Source organism: Vibrio sp. V19_P1S1T109 (assembly GCF_002241375.1).
GTDB lineage: Bacteria > Pseudomonadota > Gammaproteobacteria > Enterobacterales > Vibrionaceae > Vibrio > Vibrio anguillarum.
Genome location: NZ_NDIM01000036.1, coordinates 1 through 3,809 on the forward strand (window position 1 = coordinate 1; position 3,809 = coordinate 3,809).

Below are 3,809 nucleotides of genomic sequence, written 5' to 3' on the forward strand. Positions count from 1 at the left end.
TTATTAAAGAACGCATCATTTTAGCGAAAGCTTTCATACTATAAGCAAACGTTACCTTGTTCAGCATTGTGCCGAAAATGTGAGAAAAATCACACTCACAAAAGAGGTGACTCAGACATTTCTATCGGCGATTTTTACAGATTGTGGTGAATTTTTATCATTAATCCATCCGTTTTCGATTTTAGTGACATCCCCCCGCAACTCCTACCATCCCAAAGACATAGTTATTTTGTGGTTTATTTTCTGTGATATTAGGCGTATTTATAGTGAAAATTATAAGTCTAATTAGGAAGAGAACATGATCAACATTGCATTTTTCAGCGCAAAATCTTATGACGCGAGTTCTTTCTCAGAGGTCAGTGATACAAAAATCTTCTCGCTGCACTTTCACGATTTTCGACTCACCCCAGCCACAGCTAAAATGGCCCAAGGATGCACTGTGGTGTGTGCCTTTGTGAATGACGACTTAAGTCGCCCAGTATTGAGCCAATTGTATGAAAATGGGACGAGGCTTATCGCAATGCGCTGTGCCGGATTTGATAAAGTCGATCTCGATGCCGCAAAAGAGCTGGGTATTCAAGTGGTGCGAGTGCCCGCATATTCACCAGAATCGGTGGCAGAGCACACTGTAGGAATGATGATGTGTTTGAATCGCCGCTTTCACAAGGCATATCAGCGTACCCGAGACGCTAACTTCTCATTAGAGGGGTTGGTCGGGTTTAACTTCTTCGGTAAAACCGCGGGAGTTGTTGGCACAGGAAAAATTGGTATTGCCACAATGCGCATTTTGAAAGGGTTGGGAATGAAGGTACTGTGCTTCGACCCTTATCAGAACTCTCTGGCGATTGAACTCGGTGCAACTTACTGCAGCCTTGAGGAAATCTACCAACAAAGTGATGTGATTACGCTTCACTGCCCAATGTCTCCAGAGAACTACCATTTACTCAACAGCCACGCATTTTCCCAAATGAAAGATGGCGTGATGATTGTAAACACCAGCCGAGGTGAATTACTCGATTCAGTTGCAGCAATTGAAGCACTGAAACAAGGTCGTATCGGCGCTCTTGGTTTAGATGTTTACGACAATGAAAAGGATCTTTTCTTTCAAGATAAGTCGAATGATGTGATTGTCGATGATGTATTCAGACGCCTATCGGCTTGCCACAATGTACTATTTACGGGACATCAAGCCTTTTTGACTGAAGATGCACTACACAATATCGCTCAGACAACTTTGGATAACATTCGTTCCTTTGCAAACAATCAACGTTGCGGAAATGAGCTTATAACGCTTGATTAATTAAACCCATCACTAATATGAAGCCTCCTTGATGAAACACCAAAAGGAGGCTTCGAAATCATTAACACCCTGATTCTATGAACGTATTTGTAAAGAGGCTAACGCTTCAGATGTAGCATCCTGTATTGATAAAAACAATGAATTAATTTTACCCGTCGTGGTTCGCATCGGGTTTAAAGTAATGCTTTGGTACATATAATCAGCTTGCTGAGTGACAGGGCGAACATTACGACATTTGAAGAGATATGGGCGCTGCTGCCAAGTAATAAAACTACGACAACCTAAGTCATACACAGGTTTAGTTTTGAGCTTAAACCACTCTTGGGGGATTTCAGGAAACAGTTCAAAAATGGTTTTACCAATCGCATCGTGCCCTTGAATACCGCTGTGGTGTGTCATGAATCCATTCCACACTTGCACTTCGTAATCACGATTAATCACGATCAGCCCCATATCGACATTCTGCACCATATCCACCATCCAGTGGAACTGTTCAAATTCTGCAGGGAGATTCATCGTTAAAAATCCTCCATCAAGTACGCTAATTTACTGTCTAGCAACGGAAGAGACTCATCGACAAACATAAAGAGCAAGTCACAGCGGATCGTCGTTTGATCAATGTTGTAGCTCACTTCAAACGTCATCGTTTTTTTAAATGATCCAGCGGTTGAATTGATCACAGAGTCAATGGAGATGTGTTGCCCAAGCAATACTGGAGAGCTTTGAAAAAAACGCACCTCCGATTGCTCGCCTAATCCATTCAGAAAAGAACCAACTAATATGTTTGATACATCCATTAACAGTTCTAATTCTTCAAGCTCTTCACTGTCTGCTGGCACTTTCATTAATTTTTTTAGGTCAGAAACACTGGAATCACTCAAGAGCACCAGTGCTTCACCTGCAATGCCTTCACCGCTAAAGCCTTGACATACACCAGAAACTTGATCATTTTCTGCCAAGTCACGAAGTGCCATATGTAGCTCACTCACTTCAAAAATATTGACGTTTGGTAGCGGTAAATGAACAAATACATCAAAGTGTCGCGCCAGAGCATCAGCTGCTCGACCAATCGAAACGTTCGCAACTTCCATATAGATGTCACGACGTTTTAAGATAGGTAGTTCAACAGAGATAGGCGTAACGATACGAGGCTGTGTTGGCGGTTCGACTAACTCTCGTAGTACGCTATTTAACACATCCTTATCAATCGGCTTTTGAATAAAAGCACGCGCCCCTAACGCCAATACTCGATCTTTCGCTTTCGGCTGTATATCACCAGAAACAACAACAACAGGCGTTGTCATCCCTCTGCGTTGCATCTCTTCTAGCGTTCCGTAGCCGTCCAGTTCAGGCATAGTTAAATCGAGGAACATTAATTTAAAATCATGCTCTTCAAGATTTTTGATGCCATCTAAACCATGGACTGCGAAAGTAATATCGGCGTTTAGAGAGGCGGGAAGTGAACGAGCCATCTGCTTCCGAGCCAGTGCAGAGTCATCACAGATGAGTACGGGGAAAGACATGTAATCACCTTCTATTTATTAATTCGATAAATAGAGTGTATACCTAAACCTCGCGTAGATGCGAGTTGCGCAAAAAATTAATTAAAAAGTTTTAGGGGTTATAAAAGGCTACACACTCAAGCGAAACATCGGTTAGCAAGCAACAATGCTCGCTCATTTCAACCTCATAGTGAGGGCCAGAAGGTCAGTACAGCAATCCGCAACACAATAGCGGTAACAATGAATGCCACTCCCAAGCGGTACCACTTATATTCCTCAATTGACATGGGAATGCGACGATAAAACATCGTGATGACACCTTTCCAGTCATGGCTACGTTTACCATACCGCACAATACTCGTCAGAATAAAAATAATGCCCAGCATTAAGATAACTTTCTCTGCCCAAAATAATCCGATGCCCATAGTACTTCCTTGTCCAGGAGATAAATAATCATTGCCAACAGTGTATATCGAAAAGATGAGCGCCACTCTTGGACAAAAGTCTAAAGTGCAAAAGCACCAAAAGGGCCCAGTGAGGAAGCCCTTTTGCATTAACAGAAATAATTTAGTTCACTATCACATTAACCATCTTACGCGTAAGTTACGCATAAAGACGCTATGTATTAAGTGCGCTACGCGTGATGCGCCGTTGTTTTAGAAATTGCAGAGGTTAATTTATCTCGATAACTGAACCAGAGGTATGTCACGACAATAGAGAAGAAGAGATACGACAAAGCAAAGATAAAAGGCGATGTGATCAATTGCGCTGATATCCCCCACGCAACACCGATAATGGTCACTGTCAATTTAGCAAGAAGCCCACAGATGAGAAGAAAAAGGGCAAACTCCGGCACTTTAGTACTTCGAAACGCAAACCAGTAACAGCTACCTACTGCGAGTGACGAGATGTAAAGCCCAAGCAAAAATGAATGAAAGTGATCAGCAGAGGCCACACCCGCCGAGACAGACGCCATTAAAATCAGTATTAGTTTCATGTTGTAAACC

5 protein-coding genes are annotated in these 3,809 nt (G+C 42.4%); 1 reads left to right on the plus strand and 4 read right to left on the minus strand.

The window, feature by feature from the left end; genetic code table 11:
* Positions 1 to 298 precede the first annotated feature (298 nt).
* Positions 299 to 1,300: a 2-hydroxyacid dehydrogenase gene (locus B9J87_RS02030; RefSeq protein WP_017050322.1), complete on the plus strand. Its 1,002-nt coding sequence runs from the start codon at positions 299 to 301 to the stop codon at positions 1,298 to 1,300.
* 75 nt (positions 1,301 to 1,375) lie between these two features.
* Here the strand turns inward: B9J87_RS02030 and B9J87_RS02035 are convergent, their stop codons facing one another.
* The 4 genes from B9J87_RS02035 to B9J87_RS02050 all read right to left on the minus strand — a co-directional run bounded on the left by B9J87_RS02035 (position 1,376) and on the right by B9J87_RS02050 (position 3,799).
* Complete coding sequence (locus B9J87_RS02035; RefSeq protein ID WP_017047143.1) at positions 1,376 to 1,816, minus strand: PAS domain-containing protein; 441 nt, start codon at positions 1,814 to 1,816, stop codon at positions 1,376 to 1,378.
* Between the two features lie 2 nt (positions 1,817 to 1,818).
* A complete protein-coding gene (locus tag B9J87_RS02040; RefSeq protein WP_013868037.1) occupies positions 1,819 to 2,823 on the minus strand; it encodes a response regulator in 1,005 nt (334 codons plus the stop codon).
* A 164-nt stretch (positions 2,824 to 2,987) separates the two neighbouring features.
* Positions 2,988 to 3,227 carry a hypothetical protein gene (locus B9J87_RS02045; protein ID WP_094149264.1) on the minus strand — a complete coding sequence of 80 codons (240 nt, stop codon included), beginning with the start codon at positions 3,225 to 3,227 and terminating at the stop codon, positions 2,988 to 2,990.
* Between the two features lie 209 nt (positions 3,228 to 3,436).
* Entirely contained in the window at positions 3,437 to 3,799 is a 363-nt protein-coding gene (locus tag B9J87_RS02050) for an NADH:ubiquinone oxidoreductase (protein WP_094125347.1), read from the minus strand.
* Positions 3,800 to 3,809 lie beyond the last annotated feature (10 nt).